Below are 25,982 nucleotides of genomic sequence, written 5' to 3'. Positions count from 1 at the left end.
CCGCCGAAATTCCACCGGAAATCCCTGATAATGTGACTGGCGGTCCCCGCCGTCGACAGTCCCCGCCCGGAACCTGCGGTCGGTGACCGGCCCGTACAGGGACAGCGGTCCCAATTCCTCGGCAGGGCGTCGGCCATCGCGCCGTATGGGTACGCGCGGTCTCGTGAGACGCCCGCCGCACTCCTGGCCTCTGCCACAGAGAGCTTTCGCGGTGTTTCAAGGAGGACGACGTCCATGTCGAGCAGTGAAGTGCAGCCCATCCCCGCAGCCCGTCCGGTCATCGGGGAGGAAGAGATCGAGGCCGCCGTCCGCGTCCTGCGCACCGGCCGCGTCGTCCAGGGCCCCGAGGTGGCCGCCTTCGAGGAAGGCTTCTCCGAGCTCGTCGCCGGCCGCCACTGCGTGGCGGTGAACTCCGGCACGTCGGCACTCCACCTGCTGCTGCTCGCCCTCGGTATCGGCCCGGGTGACGAGGTCATCGTGCCGTCGTTCTCGTTCGCCGCCTCCGCCAACGCGGTACGGCTCGTCGGCGCCGACGTCGTCTTCGCCGACATCGAGCCCGGCAACTTCGGACTCGACCCCGCCGCCGTCGAGGCCGCGATCACCCCGCGCACCGCCGCGATCATGCCGGTCCACCTGTACGGGAACCCGGCCTCGATGGACAAGCTGATGCCCATCGCCGACAAGCACAAGCTCGCCGTCGTGGAGGACGCCTGCCAGGCGCACGCCGCGTCGCTGCACGGCACGCCGGTCGGCGCCTTCGGCTCCGGCGGCACCTTCAGCTTCTACCCGACGAAGAACATGCACTCGCTCGAAGGCGGCATGATCTCCACCGGTGACGCCGAGGTCGCCCGCACCCTGCGGCTGCTGCGCAACCAGGGCATGGAGCAGCGGTACGCGAACGAGATCGTCGGCGCCAACATGCGTCTGACCGACGTGGCCGCCGCCATCGGCCGCGTCCAGCTCACCAAGCTCGCCGGCTGGACCGAGCAGCGCCGCGCCAACGCCGCCTACCTGAGCGAGCACATCACCGCGCCCGGCGTGGTGACGCCGCCGGTCGCCGACGGCGCGTACCACGTCTACCACCAGTACACGGTCCGGATCACCGGTGACCGCGACGCCGCGATGGCGAAGCTCACCGAGGCGGGCGTCGGCAACGCCGTGTACTACCCGACCCCCATCCACCGGCTGCGGCCGTTCTGGGAGCCGGACCAGAAGGCCGGCCGCGACTGGGACCTGCCGGAGACCGAGCGGGCCGCCGCCGAGGTCGTCTCGCTGCCCGTGCACCCCTCGCTGTCCGAGAGCGAACTGGAGCGGATCGCGACCGCCGTGAACGAGCTGGGAGAGAACCTGTGACCACTGGTGGACTGCGCGCCGGCCTGATCGGACTGGGTTCGATGGGGCGCCATCACGCACGCGTGCTGGCGGGACTCGACGGCGTCACGCTCGTCGGGGTCGTCGACCCGCTCGGCGACAAGAACGGACTGGCGCAGGGCGCGCCCGTCCTCGACACCGTCGAGGAACTGCTGGCGCGCGGCGTCGACTACGCCGTCGTCGCCTGCCCGACCGCCCTGCACGAGGAGGTCGGCCTCCAGCTCGCCGAGGCCGGCGTGGGCGCGCTCATCGAGAAGCCGCTGGCCGACAGCGTCGAGGGCGCCCGCCGGCTGGTCGAGGCCTTCGAGTCGCGGAACCTCGTCGCGGGCGTCGGCCACATCGAGCGCTGCAACCCGGCGCTGCGCAGCCTGCGCGCCCGCCTGGAGGCCGGTGAACTCGGCGACGTGTACCAGGTGGTGACACGCCGTCAGGGACCGTTCCCGCACCGCATCGCCGATGTCGGCGTGGTCAAGGACCTCGCCACCCACGACATCGACCTGACCGGCTGGGTGACCGGCCAGACGTACACCTCGATCTCCGCCCACACGGTGTCCAAGAGCGGCCGGCCGCACGAGGACATGGTCTCCGCCGTGGGCCGGCTCTCCGACGGCACCATGGTCAACCACCTGGTCAACTGGCTTAGCCCGCTCAAGGAGCGCTTCACCTCGGTCACCGGCGAGCGCGGCTGCTTCATCGCCGACACGCTCACCGCCGACCTGACCTTCTACTCCAACGCCGCGGTGACGACCGAATGGGAGGCGCTGCGCGCCTTCCGCGGCGTGGCCGAGGGCGACATGATCCGCTACGCCATCCCCAAGCGCGAGCCGCTGCTGGTGGAGCACGAGCTGTTCCGCGACGCCGTACTCGGCGAGTCGCACGACATCTGCACGCTGCGGCAGGGCCTTCGCACGGTCGAGGTGGCGGCGTCCTTGCTGGAGTCCGCCGCGAACGGCACGACCGTCCAGCTCGCGACGGAATCCGTCCCCGGCTGACGTCCCGTCCGTCCGCACCAGCTTCCTGAAGTGACCGGTTCAGAAAGGCAGTTGATGGATACGCAGAGTGTCGGTGGTGAGACGACCGGCAAGGGGCGCATCGTCATGCTCGTCGACAACAAGGTCGACGGCGACTCGCGGGTACAGAAGGCGGCCGAGTCGGCCGCCGCCGCCGGCTGGGACGTCACCCTGCTCGGACTGGTCCGCAGCGGCAAGGGCCGCAGCTGGAAGCTCGGCGACGCGGAGGTACGGCTGCTGCCGCTGAAGGCCCCGCTCGCCAAGCGCCACGCCGAACGCCACCGCTCCTTGCTGCGCCGCCCGCTCGCCTACCCGCCCGGCCCGCTCGCCGCCTACCGGCGGCAGTGGGCCAAGGCGTGGCGCGCGGATGTCGCGACGCGCCGTGCCGCGCTCAAGGTGGCACCGGGAGCCGTCGGCAGCCCGCTGTTCCGCCGGGTCGAAGGCCTTCGCCTGCGCGTCGCCGGACCCGTGTCGAACATCGTGCAGCGCTGGGTCGGACTCCGGTCACGGCACAGCAAGGAGGCCCAGCAGGCCGGCCGCCGGCTGCGGGGTCCGCTGGACCGGCTGTTCACCGCCTCCTGGACCGCGGTCAAGGGCAGGCGTGCCTGGCGCAGGCTCGAACCCGCCCTGTGGGACTACGAGTTGACCTACGGACCGGAGATCGACGCGCTGAAGCCCGACCTCATCCACGCCAACGACTTCCGCATGCTGGGCGTCGGCGCGCGGGCCACGGTCCGGGCCAGGGCCGCCGGACGGTCGGTGAAGCTGGTCTGGGACGCGCACGAGTTCCTGCCCGGGGTGCGCCCCTGGGAGGACAACGCCCACTGGATCCCGGGCAACACGGCGCACGAGAGCGAGTACGCGCCGTACGCCGACGCGGTGGTCACGGTCTCGGAGGGGCTGTCGGACCTGCTCATCGAGCGGCACGGGCTGACGGAGCGGCCGACGGTCGTGCTGAACGCGCCGGACCGGCCGGGGGAGTCGGTCACGCGCGTCGCGGCGGACGCCGACGGCGAGCCGGAGCCGACGCCGGACCTGCGTGAGCTGTGCGGCGTGGGCCCGGACGTGCCGCTGATCGTCTACAGCGGCTCACCCGGCCCGCAGCGCGGCCTCGGCGACCTGGTCGAGACGCTGCCGAAGCTCGACGGCGTCCACATCGCGTTCGTCGTGCCCAACCCCACGTCCGCCTACATGGAGACGCTGCTGGCGCGCGCCGCGGAGCTGGGCGCGGGCGACCGGCTGCACACGGTGCCGTACGTACCGCACTGGCAGGTCGTGCGCTTCCTGTCGGCGGCGGACGCCGGATGCATCCCGATCCACCACTGGCCGAACCACGAGATCGCGCTGATCACCAAGTTCTTCGAGTACTCGCACGCCCGGCTGCCCCTGGTGGTGAGCGATGTGAGAACGATGTCCGAGGTCACCCGCGCGACGGGCCAGGGCGAGGTCTTCACGGCCGAGGACACCGACGACCTGGCCCGCGCGATCAAGCAGGTCCTGGCGGACCCGGAGCCGTACAAGGCGGCGTACGAGAAGCCGGGGCTGCTGGACGGGTGGACGTGGGAGGCGCAGGCCGACGTGCTCGACGGGCTGTACTCGACGCTCGTCGGGGACCGGAAGAAGTCGGAGGCCAGACGATGACGACGACCACTCCCGATGTCACGGTCGTGGTGGCCGTGTACAACACGATGCCGTATCTGACCGAGTGCCTTAACTCGCTCGTAGGCCAGAGCATCGGCCTGGCGCGGCTTGAGGTCGTGGCCGTCGACGACGGCTCGACCGACGACAGCGGCGCCGAACTCGACCGGTTCGCCAAGGAGTACCCGGACACGGTCAAGGTCGTCCACCAGGAGAACAGCGGTGGCCCGGCGGCGCCGAGCAACCGCGCCCTGGAGATCGCCACCGGCCGTTTCGTCTACTTCATCGGCTCCGACGACTACCTCGGCGAAGAGGCGCTGGAGCGCATGGTCGCCTGCGCCGACGAGCACGGGTCGGACGTGGTGATCGGCAAGATGGTCGGCACCAACGGCCGTTACGTCCGCCAGGCGATGTACAAGAAGAACGATCCCGACGTCAGTCTGTACGGCTCCGACCTGCCGTTCGCCCTGGCCAACACCAAGCTCTTCCGGCGTGAGCTGGTGGAGAAGTACAAGCTCCGCTTCCCCGAGGACCTGCCGGTCGGCAGCGACCAGCCGTTCACCATCGAGGCCTGCGTACGGGCCGAGCGGATCTCCGTTCTCGGCGACTACACGTACTACTACGCGGTGAAGCGCGGCGACGCGAGCAACATCACCTACCGGGCCGACCATCTGGCCAGGCTGCACTGCACCACTCGCATCATGCGCCACACGGCCGGTCTGATCGAGGCGGGGCCGCGACGCGACGCCGTGTTCAAGCGGCACTTCACCTGGGAGCTTGCCAAGCTCGTCCAGGACGACTTCCTGCCGCTCGACCCCGTGACCCAGCGCGAGCTGTGCGCGGGCATCGCCGAACTCGCCGACGACTATCTGACGGACGAGCTTCGTGACTCGCTCGACGTCAAACGCCGGGTACGGATACTGCTGGCCCAGCGTGGCGCTGTGGCCGAACTCAGCAAGGCCATCGCCGACGAGGCCGAGCACGGCGCGCCACCGTTCCTGCTCGACGCCGGACGGGCGTTCGCGGCCTACCCCGGTCTGCGTGATCCCGCCGTCCAACTGCCCGATCGCGCTTACGAGTTGGTGGGCGAGTCGGTCCCCGGCCGACTCGCGAGTGGCACCCGGCTGCTCGAGGCGGGCTGGGAACGGCACGGCGACACGCTCTTCGCGGTGTTCACCGTACGCATCGGCGTCAGCGGGCAGACCGACTCCGCCGTGATCCGGCTGGCCCGGACCGCGATGCCCAAGAGCGCGGACAAGGCGGCGGCCCGTCGGCTGGGGGCCGACGACCAACTCCCCGATGCGGTGGGGGAGTTCACCCGCGCGCCGGAGCCCGACGGCGGTGGCGGCACCATTCTGACCGCCCGGATCCCGCTCGCGGCGGCCCGTATCAAGGCCGGTGTCCGCGTCTACGTGGACGTCGCCGGCTCCACGTACGAGATCCCCGTCCGCACCCGCGGTCTGCCGATGCCGCTCGCCCGGCGCTGGGGCGACGCCGTCCCGTACCGGGCGTCGGCCAATGTGAATCCCAAGGGGCGACTGGTGATCACCACGGCCCCGCTGTGGGAGCCGACAGCATCCTTCCGCGCGCGGGTACGAAGCCTGCTGCCCCGGTTCAAAAGGAAAGTAGTCCGATGAATATCTGTGTAGTCGCGCTCGGCAAGATCGGTCTGCCGCTCGCCGTGCAGTTCGCCGCCAAGGGCCACCGCGTCATCGGCGCGGACGTCAACGAGAAGGTCGTCGAGCTGGTCAACGCCGGTACGGAGCCCTTCCCCGGGGAGCACGACCTCGACGTCAAGCTCAAGCAGTGCGTCGACGCCGGGCTGCTGACGGCCACGACCGACACCGCCGCCGCCGTCGCGCAGTCCGAAGCCGTCGTGGTCGTCGTGCCGCTCTTCGTGGACGCCGAGGGCGTGCCCGACTTCGGCTGGATGGACTCCGCGACGAAGGCGATCGCCCAGGGCCTGAAGCCGGGCACCCTCGTCAGTTACGAGACGACCCTGCCCGTCGGCACCACCCGCACCCGCTGGGCGCCGATGCTCCAGGAGGGCTCGGGGCTCACCCCCGGCGAGGAGTTCCATCTCGTCTTCTCGCCCGAACGCGTCCTGACCGGGCGGGTCTTCGCGGATCTGCGCCGTTACCCCAAGCTCGTCGGCGGTATCGACGAGGCGTCGGCCAAGCACGGTGTCGACTTCTACGAGGCCGTCCTCGACTTCGACGTACGCGAGGACCTGCCGCGCGCGAACGGCGTGTGGGACCTCGGCACCGCCGAGGCGTCCGAGCTGGCGAAGCTCGCCGAGACCACCTACCGCGACGTCAACATCGGCCTGGCCAACCAGTTCGCGCGCTTCGCCGACCAGAACGACATCGACATCAAGAAGGTCATCGAGGCCTGCAACAGCCAGCCGTACAGCCACATCCACCAGCCCGGTATCGCCGTCGGCGGGCACTGCATCCCGATCTACCCGCGGATGTATCTGTGGAACGACCCGGCGGCCACCGTCGTGCGCTCGGCGCGCGAGGCGAACGCGGCGATGCCCGAGTACGCCGTTGACCTGCTGGCCGCCGCGTACGGCGACCTCACCGGCGTCGGCGTGCTCGTCCTCGGCGCGGCCTACCGCGGCGGCGTCAAGGAGACGGCGTTCTCCGGCGTCTTCCCGACCGTCGAGGCGCTGCGGCTGCGCGGCGCCGTGCCGTACGTCTCCGACCCGATGTACACGTCCGAGGAACTGACCGCGCACGGCCTGCCGCCGCACGAGGGGCAGAAGGTCACGGCCGCCGTGCTCCAGGCGGACCACGCCGAGTACCGCGACCTGAAGCCGGCCGACCTGCCGGACGTCACGGTGCTGGTCGACGGCCGCCGTACCACCGACCCGGACGCCTGGCGCGGCGTACGCCGCGTCGTCATCGGCGGCTGAGCGGTGAGCAGAGGAACGAGAGACATGCCAGAGCGTCGCCCCGGACGAGTCGTGATGCTCGTCGACAACACCATCGACGGTGACTCACGGGTCCAGAAGCACGCCCGGTCGATGGCCGACGCGGGGTGGGAGGTCCATCTCATCGGCCGCGCGCCGGCGAGCGGCCCCGACAGCTACCGGCTCGGCGAGGCACAGATCCACCGGCTGGTCCTGCGCCGGCTGCCCCCGCGCAAGACGCTGCGCCGCCGCGTGACGGGTGTCCGCTACCCGCTGGCGTACGACAGCCAGGACAAGGCGGTGCTCAAGAACCGCCGGATCAAGGTGGACTGGGCGGAGCTTGAGGTGCGCGGCGCCGGCGCCGGGGCCCGTACCGGTATCGCGGAGCCCTCCAGCACCAAGCAACTGCCGCTGATCGCGGCGCGGTTGGCGGGCAAGGTCCGGCGCACCACCATCCGGGCCAGGACCCGTCAGACGAAGGCCGCCGCCGCTGCCTGGGGCGACAAGAACGGCACGCTGGAAGGTCTTGAGATGGCCTTCTGGGGCGCCACCATGGGGGACAGGGCATGGCGGCGGCTTGATCCGCTGCCCCTGCGCTACGAGTTGAGCTACCGCGACAAGATCGAGGAGCTTCAGCCCGATCTCATCCACGCCCACGACTACCGCATGATCGGTGTCGCGGCGCGCGCCGGCGTACGGGCCCGTGCGGCGGGCCGTGACGTACGAGTCGTGTACGACGCGCACGAGTTCGTGCCCGGACTCGCGCAGGCCAGCCCCTCGAAGAAGTGGCTCGCCTCGCAGGTCGCCTACGAGCGCGAGCACATTCCTTACGTCGACGCGGTGGTCACGGTGTCGCCGGCGCTGGCAGAGATGCTCCAGACCTCGCACGGTCTCAAGGAACTGCCCGTCGTCACCCTCAACGCGCCGCCGAAGCTCGTGCCCGGCGAGGAGACGTCCTCGGACTGGACCACGGAGGACGGCGCCAGGGACGTACGCGAGGCGTGCGGACTCGGGCCCGAGACGCCCCTCGCCGTGTACTGCGGCGGGGCGGCGCCGCAGCGCTGTCTGCACACGATCGTGGAGTCGCTGGCGTTCGCGGACGACGTGCACGCCGCCTTCATGATCAACAACCTGGAGGGCGACTACGTACGCTCGCTGCGCGAACTCAGCGAGAGCATCGGCGCCGCGGACCGCGTGCACTTCATGCCGTACGTGCCGTACGACGTGCTGGTGCGGTTCCTGTCGACGGCGGACGTGGGCATCCACCCGCTGCGCAAGGGGCCGGTGAACCACGAAGTCGCCCTGAGCACCAAGTTCTTCGAGTTCATGCAGGCACGGCTGCCCGTCGTGGTCAGCGATGTGAAGGCCATGGCGGACGAGGTGAACCGGGTCGGCAACGGCGAGGTCTTCCGCTCCGAGGACGGCAAGGACCTGGCGCGGGCGGTGGGCGCGGTGCTGAGCGACCGGGACCGGTACACCGCGCCGTACGACCGGCCCGGCATGCTCGACGAGTGGAGCTGGGAAGCGCAGGCGGAGAAGTATGTGGAGCTGTACGAGCGGCTGTTGAAGCATCTCGGCTGACGAGCGCGTTTCACGAAGTGAGGGCCCACCCGCGCCGCGGGTGGGCCCTCACTCGTACAACTGCCGTGCCTGTCAGACGCGTACGGCCGCCTGGGCGGGGATCGCCGCCCGCCCGGTGGCCTGTTCCATCAGCTCGACGACACGGCGCGCGGCCGTTCCGTCGCCGTACGGGGCGCCGTGCGGGGCCGTCGGGGCCGGCCGTACGGCCAGCGCCACCCACTTCTGCGGGGACAGCTCGTGCGGGTCCGGGACCAGATGGTTCCAGCCGTCCTCAAGGGTCTCGACCCACTCGGTCTCGGGCCGGATCGTGGTGCAGACACGGTCCAGGAGGTACGCCTCCTTCTGAAGGCCGCCGGAGTCGGTCACCACACCGGCCGACGCGAGGACACCGGCGACGAGACCCGCGTACGGCAGCGGCCGGCCCACGCGTACCGAGCCCTGATTCAGCTCGATGCCGTGGAGCTGCGCCTTGGCGACCAGCCGGGGGTGTGCCAACAGTGCCACCGGCAGCGGCAGTTCGCCCAGCGCCTTGAGGATCGCGGCGAGCCGGTCGGGGTCGTCGGTGTTGTCCGGGCGGTGCAGGGTGGCGAGCAGGAACGGCGCGCCGGGATCGATCCCCTCCGGCAGCGCGGGGGCCGCGAACTCACCGGCGAGCACCGCGTCGCGGATCCGCAGGCAGATGTCCACCATGACGTCGCCGGCCAACTCCGCCCGCTGCGCGAGGCCTTCGTTGGCGAGGTGGCGCATGGCCTCGGCGGTGGGCGCCAGCAGCAGATCGGCGCAGTGGTCGGTGAGGACGCGGTTGTGCTCCTCGGGCATCCGGCGGTTGAACGACCGCAGCCCCGCTTCGAGATGGGCGACCGGCAGATGCTGCTTCACCGCGGAGAGCGCCCCGGCGATGGTGGAGTTGGTGTCTCCGTAGACCAGCACCCAGTCGGGCCGCTCGGCTTCGAGGACCGGGTCGAGGGCGGAGAGTACGGCCCCGGTCTGGACGCCGTGACTGCCGGACCCGACGCCCAGGTGGACGTCGGGGTCGGGTATCCCGAGGCCGGAGAAGAAGACGTCCGAGAGGTCGGCGTCGTAGTGCTGTCCGGTGTGGACGATGACGTGCTGGTGCTCGGTCCGCGCGAACGCGGCGGCGATGGGCGCGAGTTTGACCAGCTGTGGGCGGGCACCGACGATGCTGATGACTTTCATCGAACACTCTTCTGCAAGGCCACAGGTGGTGGCGATCTGGTGTGTGACGGGTTTCTTCGTACGTGTGCGTGCGGAGTTCAGCGGGCGGGGTCCCGCTCGGCGAGGACGCCGTCCTTCTCGTCGTGCAGCGCGCCGGTCCTCGGGCACTCCCACACACCGGGCTCCCCGTCCCGCGCCACGAGCTTCACGCCCGCGCGCCCGACCCAGCCGATCCGGCGGGCGGGAACGCCCACGACCAGCCCGAAGTCCGGTACGTCCTGGGTGACGACGGCGCCGGCGGCGACCATCGCCCAGCGGCCGATCCGTACGGGCGCCACACAGACCGACCGGGCGCCCAGCGAGGCGCCCTCCGCGATCTTCACACCGACGGCCTCCCAGTCGGAGCCGCGCTTCAGCTTGCCGTCGGGGTCCACGGAGCGGGGATTGAGATCGTTGGTGAGGACGACGGCGGGCCCGATGAAGACCCCGTCGGCCAGCTCGGCGGGCTCGTACACCAGCGCGTAGTTCTGGATCTTGACGTTGTCCCCGATCCGGACCCCGGTCCCGACATAGGCACCCCGCCCGACGACGCAGTTCTCGCCCAGCCGCGCGTTCTCCCGGATCTGCGCGAGCTCCCAGACGCTGCTGCCGTCACCGACCACCGCGGTCTCGTCGACCTGTGCGGTGGGCTGGACCCTGTAGTTCACGCGGCTGCCTCTCCGAGTTCTTTTCCGACGGTTGAGCATACGTCGGGGCCCGTAGCCCGATTCCGGCGCCCGCCCGCAGCGCCCACTCCATCCGGGGCTCCACCACGTACCGGAACATCCGGCGTACCGGCGGCGTGCAGAGCGCCGTCACCAGCAGCGCGGCGGCCAGGGTGACCGCGATCCGGCCCGCCTGGGTTTCGAGGAAGGGGTCGTCGTAGCCGCCGAGGTATCGCGCGCCGCGGATGAAGAAGCCGTGCAGCAGATACCCGTACAGCGTCCCGGCGCCCAGCGCGGTCATCCACAGCCGGCGGCGCGGCACCCAGGCCAGGAAACACGCGCCGAGGACCAGCGCGGCGGCGAACATCAGCAGGGTCATCGCCGCGCCGGTCCACACCGGCTCGTCCAGCTCTCGGGCGCTGTAGCTCCTGAAGAGCCACGAGGTGCTCATGCGGGGGACCGACCAGTACGCCACGAGCAGGGCGACCAGCAGGACGGGCAGGGCCGCCACCCGTACCCGGGCGCGGCGCAGATACGCGAAGTGCTCGGGGCGCAGCCGCAGCCCCAGGACGAAGAACGGCAGGAACTGAAGGACGCGCATCAGCTGGAGGTCGTCCCCGATCCCCGTCGACATCGACGCCAGCGCGGCGACGGCGAGGGACAGGGCGACCGGCCACCGGACCAGCTGCCAGAACGGTGTGGTGATCCGCCACAGGAACAGGGCGGGCAGGAACCAGAGGATCCAGTACGGGTCCGTGGGCGTCAGCGGGAATCCCGGATCCTCGACCGCGCGGTGGAAGAGCGTGTACGCCACCTCGAAGATCGCGTACGGCACGAGGACCCCCGTGAACAGCCGCCACACCCGCTTGGGGCTCAGGTCGAAGCCGCGCGAGAAATAGCCCGCGATCACGATGAAGACCGGCATGTGGAACGCGTAGACGAAGGTGTAGAGGGCCTCGACCACCCGCCCGCTGCCCGGCAGCGGCTCCCAGGAGTGCCCGACGGCGACCAGGACGATGGCCAGATACTTCGCGTTGTCGAAAAACGGATCCCGCTCCACGGCGCCGGGACCGGCCTGGGCCTCGGCAGGGGCACTGGCATCGGCGCCCGCGGGGGCTTCGGGGTGCTTCCGGGAGAGGGATTCGACCATCACGACACCCTAGAGCGTGTTTTCGAATCAGGCCGCGGACGACTCTCTCGCCACGACCCCGCACACGCCCGGACTCCCGTTCGATCTTCGAAAAGACGGATGCACATGCCGTGCGGACCTTGTTACTCTCTGTCCACCTGGGGGGATCGGGCCGGGGGGCTTGCTTCGCGTGACGACAGCGGCGTGCGCCGTGTTCCCTCCATGCCCGCAGACAGGTAATCGGAGGAAGTCTTGAGAAGTAGCGTCCAGCCTCGCCGTGCGACCGTACGAAGAATCCTCGGCGCTTCACTCGTACCGGTTCTCGCACTGGGCATCGCCGCCTCGGGTGCGGTCGCGACAGCCGCGACCGCCGCGCCGGAGTCCGTCCGCGTCGGCACGCGCGCCGACGCGGACGGCCCGTGGAGCGTCCCGACCGCACTGACCGGCACCACGGAGATCGTGGACGTCATCGATGTACGGACCGCGGCCGACGGAACGGTGGTCGCCGCGATGTACCGGCAGGTCCCCGCGACCTCCCGGCTCGAACTCCGGGTGGCGGTCCGCCCCGCGGCCAGCGAGACCTGGGGCGCGCCGACGGTGATCGACACCCTGAGCCTGGGCCGGGAGACCGTGCAACTGCTGCCCGCGCCGGACGGTTCCGTCACCCTGACGTGGGTGCGTGCGGGCAGCCAGAACACCATCCGCACTTCGACGCTCACCGCCGGCGCCTCCGCCTGGTCCAGCCCGGTCGACATCGCTCAGGGCACCCGTTTCTCCGACGTGACCATGGCGATCGGCGCGTCCGGAAAGGCCGTCGCGGTGTGGAACCAGTCCGGCGGGCGTTCCACCCAGCTCTTCGCCTCCGAGCGCGACGGAGCGAACGGCGCGTGGTCCTCGGCCGTCCGTCTCGACGACACTCCCGCCGAGACCCTCGAAGGTGGCCCGCAGGTCCTCGTCGCCCCGGACGGATCGCTGACCGCGGTGTGGAGCGAGAACGGTCCCGAGCACAGGACGGTCAAGGCCGTCGACAAGCCCGTCGGCGCCACCGGATGGACCGCCCCCCGGACGCTCTCCGCCCCCGCCTCCGCGGCCGGCGGAGTCCGGGCCGGCGTGGGGCCGGACGGCCGGGCCGTGCTCGTGTGGACCGCCTCCGGCGAGTTGGAGGGGGTCACGCGGCTTGAGGCTGTTGTCCGCCCGGCGGGAAGCACCCAGTGGGGCCCGATCGAGAGCCTCGGCCCGGTCGACAACGTTCTCGACCCCCGGCCGCTGGTCGCCCCGAACGGGGAGATCACCCTGGTGTGGGTCGACTGGCGCGACACCTACGGCACCCGAACCGCCACCCGGTCGACGACCGGCGACTGGTCCGCCGTACAGACCCTGTCCACGGAGTACGTCCCCGAGCAGTTCGACGCGGAGATCGGCCCCGACGGCACGGTCCAGGCGGGCTGGGTGGAGAACGCCTCGACGGGCGACGACGGGCGGGTCTTCCTGCACGCCGCACGCGTCGACGGCGTGTGGAGCGCGCCGACGCAGCTCAGCAGGAAGCCGTCGGGTGTGGCCATCGGGCAGGTCGCCGGCGGTCCGGAGGGCCGGGCCACCGCTGTGTGGCACGAGTCGGTCGGCAGCTTCACCGGTCAGCTGTGGACGGCCGGCACAGGGCTGACCCAGCCCGATCAGGACCCGAACCCCTAGGGAGTGTCGTGACCGCGCTGGTGGCGACGGCTTCGTGGACCTCCGGGCACGGTGACTCCCGGAGCCAGGGCCGCCCCCACCTGGTTTGACCCCCCGTACAGCCGCCCCGTAGTCTTGACCCTCGGCGTGTTTCTGTGCGCGCCGACCTTCTGAGCACCTCACCTTCCGGTGGCTGTCCTCGACGCCGTCGGCGGAGGCCGCTCGTCCGATCCGGATGCGGCGGGGCCCCCGGGCCCCGTGAGCGGCTGGCTTCAGGGGTTCCGTTCCGAGCGAGAGTGAGATCCGCGTGTACGCCATCGTGCGCAGCGGTGGTCGTCAGCACAAGGTTGCTGTTGACGACATCGTTGAGGTTGACAAGATTCCCACTGCCAAGGTTGGCGACACGGTCGAGCTCTCGACCCTGCTCGTGGTCGACGGCGACGCCGTGACCAGCGACCCGTGGGTCCTGGACGGCATCAAGGTCCAGGCCGAGGTCGTGGACCACCACAAGGGCGCGAAGATCGACATCCTTCGCTACAAGAACAAGACCGGCTACCGCCGTCGCCAGGGCCACCGCCAGCAGTACACGGCGATCAAGGTCACCGCTATTCCCGCCGCGGCGAAGAAGTAAGGGACTGAGGAGACATGGCACACAAGAAGGGCGCATCGTCCACCCGTAACGGGCGCGACTCGAACGCTCAGCGGCTCGGCGTGAAGCGCTTCGGCGGTCAGGTCGTGCTCGCCGGTGAGATCCTCGTCCGCCAGCGTGGCACCCACTTCCACCCCGGTTCGGGTGTGGGCCGTGGTGGCGACGACACGCTGTTCGCGCTCGCCCCCGGGGCGGTCGAGTTCGGCAAGAGCCGTGGCCGTAACGTCGTGAACATCGTTCCGGTCGCCGAGTAATTCGGTATCCGTAGAGCGATCTTCTGATCGGTTTCTCGCGAGGGCGGACCTCACTTCCCGTAGGGGAAGCGGGTCCGCCCTTCGCTTGTTCCACTGTCTGAACGCCAAAGACTTTTCCGTATGTACTGGAGGCACCACCATGACCACCTTCGTGGACCGCGTCGAGCTGCATGTCGCCGCGGGTAGCGGAGGCCACGGCTGCGCCTCCGTTCACCGTGAGAAGTTCAAGCCGCTCGGCGGCCCCGACGGCGGCACCGGCGGCCGTGGCGGAGACGTCATCCTGGTCGTCGACCAGTCGGTGACGACGCTGCTGGAGTACCACCACTCGCCGCACCGCAAGGCCACCAACGGCAAGCCCGGCGAGGGCGGCAACCGTTCCGGCAAGGACGGCCAGGACCTCGTCCTGCCCGTCCCCGACGGCACGGTCATCCTCGACAAGAAGGGCAACGTCCTCGCCGACCTCGTCGGCCAGGGCACCACCTATGTCGCCGCCGAGGGCGGTCGCGGCGGGCTCGGCAACGCCGCTCTCGCCTCCGCCCGCCGCAAGGCCCCCGGCTTCGCGCTCCTCGGCGAGCCCGGCCGCTCCGGCGACATCGTCCTGGAGCTGAAGACCGTCGCCGACGTCGCGCTCGTCGGTTACCCGAGCGCCGGCAAGTCGTCGCTGATCTCCGTGCTCTCCGCGGCCAAGCCGAAGATCGCCGACTACCCGTTCACGACGCTCGTCCCGAACCTCGGCGTCGTCACCGCGGGTTCGACCGTCTACACCATCGCGGACGTCCCCGGCCTGATCCCGGGCGCCAGCCAGGGCCGCGGTCTGGGCCTGGAGTTCCTGCGCCATGTGGAGCGCTGCTCGGTCCTCGTGCACATCCTGGACACCGCCACGCTGGAGTCCGACCGTGACCCCATCTCCGATCTCGACATGATCGAGGAGGAGCTGAAGCAGTACGGCGGCCTCGACGACCGCCCGCGTATCGCGGTCCTCAACAAGATCGACATCCCGGACGGCCTGGACCTCGCCGAGATGATCCGGCCCGAACTCGAAGCGCGCGGCCTGAGTGTGTACGAGGTGTCCGCCGTGGCCCGTACTGGCCTCAAGGAGCTGTCCTTCGCGCTCGCCGAGATCATCGCCGCCCAGCGCGCGGCGAAGCCCGTGGAGGAGGCCACCCGGGTCGTCATCCGGCCGAAGGCGGTCGACGACTCCGGCTTCACCGTCGTGCTGGAGGAGGACGGCCTGTACCGCGTACGCGGCGAGAAGCCCGAACGCTGGGTCAGGCAGACCGACTTCAACAACGACGAGGCGGTCGGCTATCTCGCGGACCGGCTCAGCCGGCTCGGTGTCGAGGGCGAACTCATGAAGGCCGGTGCCCGCGCCGGTGACGGCGTCGCGATCGGCCCCGAGGACGACGCGGTCGTCTTCGACTGGGAGCCGACCGTGCTGGCCGGTGCCGAGATGCTCGGACGGCGCGGCGAGGACCACCGGCTGGAGACGCCGCGCCCGGCCGCGATCCGGCGCAAGGACCGGGACGCGGAGCGGGACGACGCGGACAAGGAGTACGACGAATTCAAGCCGTTCTAGCGATTCGGCCGCGGTGCCGTCGGGGCTGTGCAAGGCCGCGGCCGGCCCGGGTCCGACTTCCGTTCGGTTCCAGTTCGGGGGCGTAGCCGTCGAATTCGAGCGGTGACGGATCGAATGCATGACGTAGTGGCGTCCGCCGGCCAGGCCGTGGTCCGCTCCCCTCGGAGCGGACCACGGCCTTTGTCGTACGCGCACCGCACGACACCCGCACGACGCGCCGCATGGCCGAAAGACAACTGCGGGCATTGAGCGATATGGGCGGAATAATGGGTCATGCGGTTTCTCTTCAAGTGCTCGCACAACCGTCGGCCGCCCCCGCCTGTCATGCATGTGGGGGGCGGCCGGTGACGGTCGCGTGAACCCGTCCGGAACGCAAGGGGACTTGGGACTGACCGCCCAGGATCCCGCACCCCGAACGGAGCGTTGATGAAGATCTCTTTCCTTATCCACACCATCTACGGCATCGGCGGCACCATCCGCACCACCTTGAATCTCGCGGAGGAGCTCGCGGACCGGCACGAGGTGGAGATCGTCTCGGTGTTCAAGCACCGTCCGCTCGCTGCCTTCGACATCGACCCGCGCATCGGACTCGTACCGCTCGTCTACACCTGGAAGGAGTCCCCGGCGTACGAGAAGGAGCACCCGCTCCATCTCCAGCCCGCCGAGTACTTTCCCCGGCACGAGGCCCGCTACCGCGAGTACAGCAAGCTCACCGACGAGCGGGTCAGGGACCACTACGCGGACTCGGACGCCGACGTCGTCATCGGGACCCGGCCCGGACTCGCCGCGTACGTCGCCCAGTTCGCCCCGGCGAGCGCCGTGCTCATCGGCCAGGAGCACATGACGTACAACCACCACAAGCCCGCGCTGCGCAACGAGATGTACCAGCACATCGACGCGCTCGACGCCTACGTCACCGTCTCCGAGGGCGACGCCGCCGTCTACCGCGCGCACATGCCGCTGCCCGCGACCCGGGTGCTCGCCATCTCCAACAGCGTTCCCGAGCCGTCGATCCGGCCGTCCACCGGCTCGGGCACGACGATCGTCGCCGCCGGGCGGCTGTCCGCCGAGAAGCAGTACAGCGTGCTCGTCGACGCCTTCGCCGAGGTCGTGGCCGCGCGCCCGGAATGGGATTTGCGCATCTACGGCGGCGGCCCGGAGAAGGAGAACCTCCGCCGGCAGATCGACCGGCTCGGCCTCTACAACAGTGTGCGGCTGATGGGTTCGGTCTCGCCGATCGAGCCGGAGTGGGCGAAGGGCGCCATCGCCGCGTCCACCTCACGCCACGAGTCGTTCGGCATGACGCTCGTGGAGGCCATGCGCTGCGGCCTGCCGGTCGTCAGCAGCGACTGCGACTACGGCCCCCGGGAGATCCTCAAGGACGGCGTGGACGGCCTGTTGGTGCCGGTGTCGGATCCCGGCGCGGTCGCCGAGGCGCTGCTCGGGCTCATCGACGACGAGCCGCGGCGCCGGCGGATGAGCGCGGCGGCCGTACGCAACGCGTCCCGGTTCGACCCCGGCCAGGTCGCGAAGAAGTACGAGGAACTCTTCGGCGAGCTGCGGACGGTCGCCGCCCAGCGCGCGGCCGTGGGCGATTTCGCCCCGGTCGCCGACTGCGTGGTGGACTCCGGCGGCGCGCTGGCCTTCTCGCTCGTCGCCCCGCAGGCCGCCGCGGCCGTCCACGAGGGGCTGAAACTCGTCTGCGTACGCGCCGACGTCCGTACGGAGGAGCATGTTTTCCCGCTCTCCGGCAACGGCACGGTCACGATTTCGGCGCGGGAGGCGTTCGCCGAGGGCATCTGGGAGTGCTACGCCGAACTCCCGGAATCCGGACGGCGGGTACGGATCGCCGCCCGCTCCATCGACCAGCGCGGCGCGATGAGCGCTTGCGAACGCGCGCGGCGCGGCGAGCCCGTCCACAATCTGGTGCCGTACGCGAGCCGGCCCCACAAGTACCTCTCGCTCCGCTCCTGGCTCCGGCCCATCCACGCGGAGGCCGGTGACATCCGCGTCGAGGGCAAGCGCATCACGGTCGCGGGCGAGCTGTTCGGTGTCGGCGCGATGGCCCAGGAGCCCTCGCTGGTGGTACGCCGACGGGGCAAGCCCGCCGAGGAGTTGACGTACTCGGGCAGTCGGCTGGGGGAGCGCGGATTCCGCTTCACCTTCCCCGCGGCGGGGCCGGCCGGACGGCAGATCGCCAGGTCGGAGTCGTGGGACCTGCTGCTCAAGTACGCCCCGGACGCCGCGCCGGTGAAGGTCGCACGGGTGCTCGACGACGTCGTGGAGAAGCGGCCGATCTACGAGTACCCGGTCACCGAGGTGCGCAAGAGCAGGCCCTGGGGACCGTTGCGCAGGGTGGTCCGTAAACTGAGGAGCCGGCCGGCCCAGTGGGTGCGGGTACGGATCATGTACATGGGCACCAACGACCTGATCGTCAACGTGGCTGACGCACCGCTGAAATAGCGCCGCAACGCCTCGGCGAACGCGGACACCCCCGACGAGCAGGGGATTTCCCTTACGCGACGCTTACACCGCGGCCGGGAAATAGCGGACGCGAAGTAGAGGTCCGGTGGAGGTATATGCCCGGGCGGTGTGTCGATGTGGAGTCGGTCACGCCGCACTTGGCCGGATGCCGACCCAATGTGGCTGGCCAGAGGGTGAACGGATGGTTTCCTGTGGGTGAGGGGCAGCGGGCGTCCGCCTTGCGAGACGGTCACGGAGAGTGCGACCATCACAGCGTCCCCCACTCGTCGCAAGGTAGGTCGTTCTGTGTCTGTGCCGCAAGCAGCCCATCCCCGCACCACGGCAGTCGTGCTCGCCGGTGGTACCGGTCAGCGCGTGGGTCTGTCGATCCCCAAGCAGCTGCTGAAGATCGCGGGGAAGGCTGTCATCGAGCACACGCTGTCGATCTTCGAGCAGTCCGACTCGATCGACGACGTGATCGTGCTGATGGCACCGGGTTTCGTGCCCGACGTCGAGCGGATCGTCGCCAAGGCCGGCCTCACCAAGGTGACCAAGGTCATCGAGGGCGGCCAGACCCGCAACGAGACCACCGAGCGGGCGATTTCGGCGCTGGGCGAGGGACTGGCCGACGGCGAGGACCGCAACGTCCTGTTCCATGACGCCGTCCGTCCGCTTCTGTCACAGCGCGTCATCAAGGACTGTGTGGACGCGCTCGACCGCTACCAGGCCGTCGACGTCGCCATTCCCTCCGCCGACACCATCATCGTGACCCGCACCCACGGCAACGACGGCGAGTTCATCACCGAGGTCCCCGACCGCTCCCGGCTGCGGCGCGGCCAGACGCCCCAGGCGTTCAAGCTGTCCACGATCCGCAAGGCGTACGAGATCGCGGCGGGCGACCCCAACTTCCAGGCCACCGACGACTGTTCGGTGGTCCTGCGCTATCTGCCCGACGTGCCGATCTACGTCGTCGCCGGCGACGAGTACAACATGAAGGTGACGCAGCCCGTCGACGTCTTCATCGCCGACAAGCTCTTCCAACTCGCCTCCTCCGCCGCCCCCGTGCAGGCGGACGAGGCGGCCTACCGTGAGCTGCTGTCCGGCAAGACGCTGGTGGTGTTCGGCGGTTCGTACGGCATCGGCGCCGACATCGCCGCCCTCGCCGAGCAGTACGGCGCGAAGGTGTACGCGCTGGGCCGCTCCACCACCGGCACCCATGTCGAGAACCCGGAGCATGTCGACGACGCGCTGTCGAAGGCGTACTCGGCGACCGGCCGGATCGACTACGTGATCAACACGGCGGGCGTGCTGCGTATCGGCAAACTGGCCGAGACCGACAACACGACGATTCAGGAAGCTCTGAACGTCAATTATCTGGCGCCCGTCCAGATCGCCCGCGCCTCGTACAAGTATCTGGCCGAGACCAAGGGCCAGCTGCTCCTCTACACATCCAGCAGCTACACGCGCGGTCGCGCCGAATACAGCCTCTATTCGTCCACCAAGGCGGCCATGGTGAATCTCACCCAGGCCCTCTCCGACGAATGGGCGGGTGAGGGCATCCGGGTGAATTGCGTCAACCCGGAACGTACCGCGACCCCGATGCGCACCAAGGCCTTCGGCGTCGAGCCCGCCGGCTCGCTGCTCTCCTCCGAGGCCGTGGCCCGTACCTCGCTCGACGTTCTTCTCTCTGAACTGACCGGTCATGTGATCGACGTGCGACAGCAGGATCCGACGCGGGAAGCCTCCGCCGCGGGCTCCGGATTCGAGCAGGCGCTGGCCTCGGTTCTTGACCGTCAGGAAGATGTGTAATAATTCTCGACAAGTTTGCATTCACGGGCCTTTGCGTTCACCTATTCGGTGAATTGCAGAGGCCCGTGTGCGTGAAGCCACGGCTTCACAATTCCCGCCAACCGTGAATTAACCGGCACCCTCTCCTGGAGCAGGTTCTTCGTGATTTCGACCGCCATCCGCCTGGCCCGCGTGGGCAGCCGAGCCGAGCTGGCCGCGGCAGCCCTGCTGGGGCTGGGATACCCCTGCGTCATGCTCGCAGCGCTGATCCCGAATCTCTGGTTCTTCGCGGCGGCCTGCGCCGTGACCTACGGTGCCGACCGATTCCTGCACCAGCGCGGCAGTTATCTGATCAACCGGCTCAACAAGGTCCGGGCCGGTCTGTCGATCCGCTTCCTGGTACGCCAGTTGCTGCTCGTGCTGCTGCTGGCCCGGATGGACCTGGCCGAACAGCCCCTGTTCTACGCGGCGGTCGCCGGTTTCCTGCTCTTCTACGGCATCCAGGCACCGCAGGGCGCGCTGGCGACACTGATCCGGCTGCGCCGCGGCATGCCGGTCGTCGCCCGCAACGTCGACCTGCACGCCCTGCGCATCCCCGACGCCCCGCCGAACTACCTGGTCAACCGCTCCGCCGAGAAGATGCTCCACCTCGACCTGTTCGCGATGGCCGGTCTGCTGGCCGCCGCCCAGACGGGCACCGACTGGTACGGCTACGCGGGACTCGGCATCACCCTCGTCCTCGGCGTGGTCTACATCCTGCTGCTCGTGCCCTATCTGCGCCGCAGCCGCCGCGTACCGACGCCGCCCGCCGTCCTGGGCGCCGTCGACAACTGGCTGCGCGAGTACCAGCCTTCGGTGGTCCTGTACTTCTCCGGCTCCAAGGAGTCCGCGTACCAGGTCAACATGTGGCTGGAGACCCTGGAGCAGTCCGAGGGCCGGCCGCTGGTCATCCTGCGCGAGCGGGCCATCATGACCCAACTCGCCCCGACCTGGCTGCCGGTGCTCTGCGTCCCCGGCGGTACGCACCTGATGAACCTCGACCTGTCGTCGGTCCAGGTCGCGCTCTACGCGGCGAACGTCGGCAAGAACATCCACCTGCTGCGCGTACCGACCATGAAGCACGTCTTCATCGGCCACGGCGACAGCGACAAGATCGCCAGCGTCAACCCGTTCAGCAAGGTGTACGACGAGGTGTGGACGGCCGGCCGGGCCGGCCGCGACCGCTACGCGCTGGCCGACGTCGGCGTACGCGACGACGACATCGTCGAGGTGGGCCGCCCGCAGCTCGCGCCGATCAGGACCGGCACGGGCGCGCCGGGCCACCCCGTACCGACCATCCTGTACGCCCCCACCTGGGAGGGCTGGGACGACAACCCCGGCAACACCTCGCTCCTGCTGGCCGGCGAGAACATCGTCAAGCGGCTGCTGAAGGCCGAGAAGCCGGTCCGGGTCATCTACAAGCCGCACCCCTTCACCGGGATCCGCGACAAGAAGGCCAAGGCCGTCCACGATCGGATCACGGCGATGGTGAACGCGGCGAACGTGGCACGCGCCGCGGAGCCCCGCTGGGCGAAGGAGAGCGCCGACGCGGGAGCCGGACAGGCCGCCGCGCGCGCCGAGTTGACCCGTATCGAGGAGCGGCTGGCCGCGCTCACCGCCCCCGGCCGCTCCGGCGGCGACGAGTCGGAGGAGTCGCGCGTCTCGCTCGCCGACCCCGAACGGCTGGACCGCGCGAAGGCGCTGCGGGCCGAGTGGAACGACGCTTACTGGCGCACCTTCGGCTGGTGGGAGCACAGGGTCGTCACGGGCGCCGAGCCCAAGCTGTACGACTGCTTCAACCAGTCCGACGGCATGGTTTCGGACATCTCCAGCGTGGTGTCGGACTTCATCGCGAGCGGCAAGCCGTACGCGGTGACGGACTCCGCGCAGCTGGGCGTCGAGGAGTTCAAGCGGCAGAACACCGCCGTGCGGGCGGCCGTCGTCCTGTCCAACAGCGCCGCCGAACTGGACGAGTTGCTGAAGGCGGTCGCCGACCCGAAGGCCGACCGGCTGGCGCCGGCGCGGCGCGAGCTGAAGACGTATCTGCTCGGCCCCGACGAGCCGACGTCGATCGAGCAGTTCAACGCGGCGTTGACGGCGCTGGGCGCCAAGGCCGTGGCCCGCAACGCGGGGGTCGCGCAGCGGCTGAGCGCCCAGGAGCAGCCGGGCACGGAGCCGGAGCGCGAACCGGCGGCGGACCCCGAGGCGGAGGGCGCGGTGGCGGAGGCGCCGACGGACCCGGCCGACGCCCAGGAGCCGAACGGCGCGCAGGCCCCGGTCGCGCGCTGACGCACGCCGGCGGACCCTACGGCCCGGATCAGCCCCTTGCCGGGGGCGGTCCGGGCCGTCGCCGCATCCGCGCGGGTTCGCGGGAGCACGGACCCCGGCGCCGTGTCCGTACGCCCGGCGCAGCGCCGGCCGTACCCCCGCAGGCGTACGCCCCGGACAGCCGGCGCGCGCCGGACGCGTCGGCGGGTGCCGGCGCGTCCACGCGGCCCCGGCGGTCCGGCACGGCGCCCGGCGGCGTACGCCCGTACCCGGCCCGGCGGTTGACGCGTGCGACCTCCCGGGCCGTCTCCGAAGGCCGACCGGACGCGCGTCGGCGTGCGTGCGCGCGGGCCGTTCGCGGCTGCGCGGGCCCGCGCCGTGTCGCGCCCCGGCGAGCGGCACCCGCCCTGTCCAGCGCGTGAAACGTACGCGCGCCGGGGCGGCCCGCTGGCATACATTCGGGCCGTGACAGTGGCAAGGCAGTACGTAACGGAAGCCCGCAGGATCGTCGTCAAGGTCGGCTCCTCCTCGCTCACCACCGCCGCCGGCGGGCTCGACGCCGATCGGGTCGACGCGCTCGTCGACGTACTCGCCAAGGCCCGCGGCGGCGGCGAGAAGGAGATCGTGCTCGTCTCCAGCGGCGCCATCGCCGCCGGACTCGCGCCGCTCGGCCTCGCCCGCCGCCCCCGCGACCTCGCCCGGCAGCAGGCGGCGGCCAGCGTCGGCCAGGGGCTGCTCGTCGCCCGGTACGCCTCGTCCTTCTCGCGGTACGGGCTCCGCGTCGGGCAGGTCCTGCTCACCACCGACGACACCAGCCGCCGCTCCCACTACCGCAACGCCTACCGCACCCTCGACCAGTTGCTCACCATGGGCACCGTCCCGGTCGTCAACGAGAACGACACCGTCGCCACCGAGGAGATCCGCTTCGGCGACAACGACCGGCTGGCCGCGCTCGTCGCCCATCTCGTCCGCGCCGACCTGCTCGTCCTGCTCTCGGACGTCGACGGCCTGTACGACGGCGACCCCGCCAGGCCCGGCAGCTCACGCATCGCCCGCGTCGACGGCCCCGACGACCTGGTCGGCGTCTCCATGGGCAGCGCGGGCAAGGCCGGGCTCGGCACCGGCGGCATGGTCACCAAGGTCGAGGCGGCCAGGATCGCCGCCGCCGCGGGCATCCCCGTCGTACTGACCTCGGCCGGACGCGCGGGCGACGCCCTCGCCGGGCGCGACACGGGTACGTACTTCGGCCGAACCGGGCGCAGATCGGCCGACCGGCTGCTCTGGCTCGCCCACGCGTCCACCCCGCAGGGCGCGTTGACCCTCGACGACGGCGCCGTACGGGCCGTCGTGGAGCGTCGTACGTCGCTGCTGCCGGCCGGGATCGCCGCGGTGGAGGGCGAGTTCAGCGCGGGGGACCCGGTCGAACTGCGCGACACCGCCGGCCTGGCCGTGGCCCGGGGTCTGGTCAACTTCGACGCCAAGGAGATTCCCCAGCTCCTCGGCCGTTCCACCCGGGATCTGGCGCGGGATCTGGGGCCCGCGTACGAGAGGGAGGTCGTACACAGGGACGATCTGGTCATCCTGCATCCTTGACCTTCCCCTGAAACGGCTGAAAGTCCGGTTTTTTGGAAGGGACCTTTACCGAAAGCACCCCATGCCCCGTCCCGGACTGGTCAACTTTGTCTCAGGGGTACGAGGCGGGGTAGCAGTACGACGACGCACCAACAGGAGGCCGCCGGTGAGACGAACGCGCCCGGGGGCGGGGTCCCTCGGGTCAGGAGGAGGCACCGTGCACGCCCGGAGGGCCGCGGGGGAAGAGCGGACGCTGACCAGCGTCGGAGCGGGGCCGGACTTCGACGACTTCGACGACGTGACGGATCAGGGCACGTCCCGCAAGGCACAGTCGCGCGGTGAGGACCGCGCGGTGTCGAAGCTGTGGCACATCACGCTCAGCGTGTCGGGTTCCGAGGCGCCGCTCACCGAGGTCAGACGGGGCCTCGAACAGCTCGCCCACGACCATCCGTTCCTGCTGACCAGCAGGTACGCGAACGATCACGCCGAGATCCGCTACTGGGAAGAGGCCCGGGATCTGCACGACGCGGCAGCCGTCGCGCTGCGGCTCTGGGGCGAACACCGGTCGAGCGCCAAGCTCCCGCCGTGGGAGATCGTGGGTCTTGAGGTCATCGACCGGGAGACCTACCACCTGCGCATCGCGGAGGGCTACGGCCCGCCGCCCGCCGCGCCGGTGGGCGTCCACCCCTTCTGACGGCCGGAGGGGCAGGGGGCCGCGCCCTACACGGTTCGGGGCGTGGCCGTCTCGGAGTACGGGATACCGGGGAAGTGCCCGCAGTACGCGCATTACCCTGCGGGCATGACCTCGCTCTCGCCGTACGACAACCTGACCCCGGTCACCAGGACCGCCTACCGCGCCCGCTCCGCAGCCGCCGATCTCGCTCCACTGCCGCGCTCGGTCAAGGACGACGCTCTGCTGGCGATCGCCGACGCTCTTGAGGTCCGTACGCACGAGATCATCAAGGCGAACGCCGAGGACGTCGAGCGCGCCAGGGAAGCGGGCACCAGCGAGGCGATCATCGACCGGCTGACCCTCACGCCCGAGCGCGTACGGGCCATCGCCGCCGACGTACGGGACGTGGCCGCGCTGCCCGACCCGGTCGGCGAGGTGGTGCGCGGCTCGACCCTGCCCAACGGGATCGACCTGCGCCAGGTGCGCGTCCCGCTCGGCGTGGTCGGGATCATCTACGAGGCGCGCCCCAATGTCACCGTGGACGCGGCGGCGCTCTGCCTGAAGTCGGGCAACGCCGTGCTGCTGCGCGGCTCGTCCTCCGCGTACTCCTCCAACACCGCGCTCGTGCGCGTGCTGCGCGACGCCGTCGGCGGGGCCGGGCTGCCGGCCGACGCGGTGCAGCTCGTGCCCGGCGAGAACCGTGACTCGGTACGCGAGTTGATGCGCGCCCGCGGTCTGGTCGACGTGCTGATCCCGCGCGGCGGCGCCTCGCTGATCCGTACCGTCGTCGAGGAGTCCACCGTCCCCGTCATCGAGACCGGCACCGGCAACTGCCATGTCTACGTGGACGCCGAGACCGACCTCGACATGGCCGTCGACATCCTCATCAACTCCAAGGCGCAGCGCCCGAGTGTCTGCAACGCCGCCGAGACGCTCCTGGTCCACCAGGACATCGCCGCCGCGTTCCTGCCGCGCGCGCTGGACGCGCTCGCCCAGGCCGGGGTCACCGTGCACGCCGACGAGCGGGTGCTGGAGTTCGTGGAGGCGGCGGGCGGCACGAAGGCCACCGTCGTGGCGGCCACCGCCGAGGACTGGGAGACCGAGTACCTGTCGTACGACATCGCCGCCGCCGTGGTCGACTCGCTGGACGCCGCCGTCGCGCACATCCGGCTCTGGTCGTCCGGTCACACCGAGGCCATCGTCACCACCTCGCAGGCGGCGGCCCGCCGGTTCACCCAGTTGGTCGATTCCACGACGGTCGCCGTCAACGTGTCGACGCGCTTCACGGACGGCGGCCAGTTCGGCTTCGGCGCCGAGATCGGCATCTCCACGCAGAAGCTGCACGCGCGGGGCCCGATGGGACTGCCCGAGCTGACCTCGACCAAGTACATCGTCACGGGCGACGGTCACACCCGGTAGCACCCACCCGGGAGCAGCGGTCACCCGAGGTAGTCAGCGGGGGAGAATCTCCGCTGTCTCTGCCGAAATCGCCCGTCCCGGTCTACT

The 25,982-nt window shown here is 70.4% G+C and carries 19 protein-coding genes; 16 read left to right on the top strand and 3 right to left on the bottom strand.

The genetic code is table 11. The features are described 5' to 3' along the window. The first annotated feature begins 234 nt into the window (after window positions 1–234). The 6 genes from ACFYNU_RS00310 to ACFYNU_RS00285 are packed head-to-tail and all read left to right on the top strand — an operon-like array spanning window position 235 to window position 8,514. On the top strand, window positions 235–1,353 hold the full coding sequence (locus ACFYNU_RS00310) for a DegT/DnrJ/EryC1/StrS family aminotransferase (RefSeq protein ID WP_356592861.1): 1,119 nt from the start codon (window positions 235–237) through the stop codon (window positions 1,351–1,353). Continuing rightward, entirely contained in the window at window positions 1,350–2,363 is a 1,014-nt protein-coding gene (locus tag ACFYNU_RS00305; RefSeq protein ID WP_356592859.1) for a Gfo/Idh/MocA family oxidoreductase, read from the top strand. The genes ACFYNU_RS00310 and ACFYNU_RS00305 overlap by 4 nt, the downstream gene beginning before the upstream one ends. A gap of 54 nt (window positions 2,364–2,417) precedes the next feature. Next, entirely contained in the window at window positions 2,418–4,022 is a 1,605-nt protein-coding gene (locus ACFYNU_RS00300; protein WP_356592857.1) for a glycosyltransferase family 4 protein, read from the top strand. After that, entirely contained in the window at window positions 4,019–5,656 is a 1,638-nt protein-coding gene (locus ACFYNU_RS00295; RefSeq protein WP_356592855.1) for a glycosyltransferase, read from the top strand. The genes ACFYNU_RS00300 and ACFYNU_RS00295 overlap by 4 nt, the downstream gene beginning before the upstream one ends. Continuing rightward, complete coding sequence (locus ACFYNU_RS00290; RefSeq protein ID WP_356592853.1) at window positions 5,653–6,936, top strand: nucleotide sugar dehydrogenase; 1,284 nt, start codon at window positions 5,653–5,655, stop codon at window positions 6,934–6,936. The genes ACFYNU_RS00295 and ACFYNU_RS00290 overlap by 4 nt, the downstream gene beginning before the upstream one ends. Before the next feature lie 24 nt (window positions 6,937–6,960). Beyond that, on the top strand, window positions 6,961–8,514 hold the full coding sequence (locus ACFYNU_RS00285; RefSeq protein WP_356592851.1) for a glycosyltransferase family 4 protein: 1,554 nt from the start codon (window positions 6,961–6,963) through the stop codon (window positions 8,512–8,514). Window positions 8,515–8,586: 72 nt separating this feature from the next. Here ACFYNU_RS00285 and wecB read toward each other — a convergent pair whose 3' ends face one another. The 3 genes from wecB to ACFYNU_RS00270 form a co-directional block, all read right to left on the bottom strand. After that, complete coding sequence (wecB, locus tag ACFYNU_RS00280) at window positions 8,587–9,711, bottom strand: non-hydrolyzing UDP-N-acetylglucosamine 2-epimerase (protein WP_356592849.1); 1,125 nt, start codon at window positions 9,709–9,711, stop codon at window positions 8,587–8,589. Window positions 9,712–9,788: 77 nt separating this feature from the next. Next, a complete protein-coding gene (locus ACFYNU_RS00275) occupies window positions 9,789–10,397 on the bottom strand; it encodes an acyltransferase (protein WP_356592847.1) in 609 nt (202 codons plus the stop codon). After that, window positions 10,342–11,544: an acyltransferase family protein gene (locus ACFYNU_RS00270; protein WP_356592845.1), complete on the bottom strand. Its 1,203-nt coding sequence runs from the start codon at window positions 11,542–11,544 to the stop codon at window positions 10,342–10,344. Before ACFYNU_RS00270 ends, ACFYNU_RS00275 begins: the two co-directional genes overlap by 56 nt. Window positions 11,545–11,775: 231 nt before the next feature. Between ACFYNU_RS00270 and ACFYNU_RS00265 the strand changes: the two genes are divergently transcribed. From ACFYNU_RS00265 to ACFYNU_RS00220, 10 genes are all read left to right on the top strand, one after another. Next, window positions 11,776–13,215, top strand: a complete 1,440-nt coding sequence (locus ACFYNU_RS00265; protein WP_356592843.1) for a hypothetical protein — start codon at window positions 11,776–11,778, stop codon at window positions 13,213–13,215. A 286-nt stretch (window positions 13,216–13,501) separates the two neighbouring features. After that, a complete protein-coding gene (gene rplU / locus ACFYNU_RS00260) occupies window positions 13,502–13,825 on the top strand; it encodes a 50S ribosomal protein L21 (RefSeq protein ID WP_031231678.1) in 324 nt (107 codons plus the stop codon). A 14-nt stretch (window positions 13,826–13,839) separates the two neighbouring features. Further along, window positions 13,840–14,097 (top strand): 50S ribosomal protein L27, encoded by a 258-nt coding sequence (rpmA, locus tag ACFYNU_RS00255; protein ID WP_023541794.1) that lies wholly within the window; start codon window positions 13,840–13,842, stop codon window positions 14,095–14,097. A 139-nt stretch (window positions 14,098–14,236) separates the two neighbouring features. Next, window positions 14,237–15,673 (top strand): GTPase ObgE, encoded by a 1,437-nt coding sequence (gene obgE, locus ACFYNU_RS00250; protein ID WP_356592840.1) that lies wholly within the window; start codon window positions 14,237–14,239, stop codon window positions 15,671–15,673. Between the two features lie 426 nt (window positions 15,674–16,099). Then, entirely contained in the window at window positions 16,100–18,136 is a 2,037-nt protein-coding gene (locus ACFYNU_RS00245; protein ID WP_356592838.1) for a glycosyltransferase family 4 protein, read from the top strand. A 306-nt stretch (window positions 18,137–18,442) separates the two neighbouring features. Beyond that, complete coding sequence (locus ACFYNU_RS00240) at window positions 18,443–19,945, top strand: bifunctional cytidylyltransferase/SDR family oxidoreductase (RefSeq protein ID WP_356592836.1); 1,503 nt, start codon at window positions 18,443–18,445, stop codon at window positions 19,943–19,945. A 141-nt stretch (window positions 19,946–20,086) separates the two neighbouring features. Then, window positions 20,087–22,252: a hypothetical protein gene (locus ACFYNU_RS00235; protein WP_356592834.1), complete on the top strand. Its 2,166-nt coding sequence runs from the start codon at window positions 20,087–20,089 to the stop codon at window positions 22,250–22,252. A gap of 444 nt (window positions 22,253–22,696) precedes the next feature. Continuing rightward, entirely contained in the window at window positions 22,697–23,824 is a 1,128-nt protein-coding gene (gene proB, locus ACFYNU_RS00230; protein WP_356592832.1) for a glutamate 5-kinase, read from the top strand. 145 nt (window positions 23,825–23,969) lie between these two features. Then, window positions 23,970–24,497, top strand: a complete 528-nt coding sequence (locus ACFYNU_RS00225) for a hypothetical protein (RefSeq protein WP_356592830.1) — start codon at window positions 23,970–23,972, stop codon at window positions 24,495–24,497. 105 nt (window positions 24,498–24,602) lie between these two features. Beyond that, window positions 24,603–25,895: a glutamate-5-semialdehyde dehydrogenase gene (locus ACFYNU_RS00220; RefSeq protein WP_356592828.1), complete on the top strand. Its 1,293-nt coding sequence runs from the start codon at window positions 24,603–24,605 to the stop codon at window positions 25,893–25,895. The last annotated feature ends 87 nt before the right edge of the window (window positions 25,896–25,982 follow it).

It is taken from the genome of Streptomyces sp. NPDC006643 (genome assembly GCF_042870175.1).
Classification (GTDB): domain Bacteria; phylum Actinomycetota; class Actinomycetes; order Streptomycetales; family Streptomycetaceae; genus Streptomyces.
The sequence above is the reverse complement of the archived record's forward strand: the minus strand, read 5'-3'. Positions and strand labels throughout refer to the sequence as shown.